3 protein-coding genes are annotated in these 1,794 nt (G+C 58.1%); 2 read left to right on the forward strand and 1 reads right to left on the reverse strand.

The genetic code is table 11. From position 1 onward, the window contains the following. On the reverse strand, positions 1-396 hold a 396-nt coding region (locus M0974_RS24690; protein WP_297843205.1), incomplete at its 3' end, for an NAD(P)-binding domain-containing protein. A gap of 214 nt (positions 397-610) precedes the next feature. Between M0974_RS24690 and M0974_RS24695 the strand changes: the two genes are divergently transcribed. Together M0974_RS24695 and M0974_RS24700 are read left to right on the forward strand one after the other, a co-directional pair. After that, positions 611-1,177: a tetratricopeptide repeat protein gene (locus M0974_RS24695; protein WP_297843208.1), complete on the forward strand. Its 567-nt coding sequence runs from the start codon at positions 611-613 to the stop codon at positions 1,175-1,177. A gap of 119 nt (positions 1,178-1,296) precedes the next feature. Then, on the forward strand, positions 1,297-1,788 hold the full coding sequence (locus tag M0974_RS24700; protein WP_297843211.1) for an RNA polymerase sigma factor: 492 nt from the start codon (positions 1,297-1,299) through the stop codon (positions 1,786-1,788). The last annotated feature ends 6 nt before the right edge of the window (positions 1,789-1,794 follow it).

The raw sequence follows: 1,794 nt of genomic DNA on the forward strand, positions 1-1,794 counted from the left end.
AATAGGCAAGGTGTTGAACGCCTTTATCACTCTTGCGTCAGGGGCGAGCCGGGCAATCACTTCACTGCCGCTGTCTTCACCCAAATCCGCAACTTTGAAATCTGGCACGTAGCTGAGGAACGTATTGGTGGCATCGATCAAAATGCGCCCTCCCCACTTCGGTAATGCCGGTAACACTTGCGCTACGCTGACCCAAGGAATTGCCAGCAGGACCATGTCACAGGCTGCGGCTTGCTCCAGGGTCACCGCCTTGGCCTTATGGCCTAACCGGTGAATCAACGCTGTCAGGCTGGCCGGCCCTCTGCGGTTGCTGAGCAACACTTCATGGCCTGCGCGAATAAACCCTGCTGCGAGTGTTTCACCGACTGCCGCCGCACCGATAATTCCGATGTTCATAGATCCTCCTCACCACCGTGGAAAGAAATGGGCATACGTGCTGGCCCAAGCGCAGGATTATAGTCGGGCTGTGAATGCAGCACCGCGATGCTGCATTCGCTGGCGTGGGCCAGCACAAAAAAAATTCCAAGAACAATGAATAAACTCCTTAGTTCAGGTGTTCACTTACCGACACCCCCTTCTTTGCGCCACCTCGTCCTAAGGAGCAACGCTGATGAATACCCAATACATCGCAAAACCTGCCCGCCGGTCTTCCGCCTGGATCGTCGCCGGTTGTCTTGCCGCCGCGTTATTGAGCGCTCAGGTGCAGGCCTCGGGTGGCGGCAGCGACGAATCAGAAACGCCTAAAAAACCGAACTGCCCAAAGGGCCAGGTATACGACACCAAAACCAAGCACTGTGTGATGCAGACCAGTAGCCTGACACCGGACGCTGACAAAACCGACTACGCCTATCGCCTGGCCAAGGCCGGCCGTTACGAGGAGGCTCTGTCGCTGCTCGATACCCTCAAAGAGCCGAACACCGCTAAGGCGCTGAACTACCGCGGTTATGCCACCCGCAAGCTGGGCCGTACCGACGAAGGCATCAGCTATTATTTAAAATCCGTGGCGCTGGATCCTAAGTACGCGCAGGTTCGTGAATACTTGGGCGAAGCGTATGTCATCAAAGGCCAGGTCGACCTCGCCAAAGAACAGCTGGAAACCATCAAAACGCTGTGCGGCACGACGTGCGAGGAATACCGTGACTTGGCCCACGCCATCAATCACTCCTCACGGACGTGACCGCTAGCGGGCATTTTTGGCCCGGCACAGTCCGGGCCGTCACTGCCCAGGTCATTTCGGAGGCCACCATCGCGAGCACTGTCGACACCAGCGCTATAGACATCAGGGCCGAGCTGGCCATGCACCTGGCGCGCTTGTGGCGTTATGGCTTGGTGCTGTCACGTCAACGGCACGTGGCCGATGACTTGGTGCAGGCGACCTGCGTTCGGGCGCTGGAACGAGCCGGCCAATTTGTGCCCGGAACGCGGCTTGATCGCTGGTTACTGACGATCATGCATTCAATTTGGCTGAATGAAGTCCGGTCCCAGCGCGTGCGTCAGGGCCAGGGCTTTGTTGATGCCCAGAGCACGCTGTCCTTCGATGGCGAGCAACACGTAGAAAGCCAAGTGCTGGCAAGCCAAGTTATCAAACGTGTTAACGCATTGCCTGAGGCCATGCGCGAAACGGTTTTTCTGGCGTACGTCGAAGGGCTTTCCTACCGCGAAGTGGCGCAAGTGCTGAACGTACCCATGGGGACCGTAATGAGCCGCCTCGCCAGCGCCCGCCTGAAACTGGCGGAGACCCACCCACCCGGCGCCGTCACCAGCGCATCGGCAGGAGACAGGCGATGACTGACA

It is taken from the genome of Pseudomonas sp. (genome assembly GCF_026224925.1).
Classification (GTDB): Bacteria; Pseudomonadota; Gammaproteobacteria; order Pseudomonadales; family Pseudomonadaceae; genus Aquipseudomonas.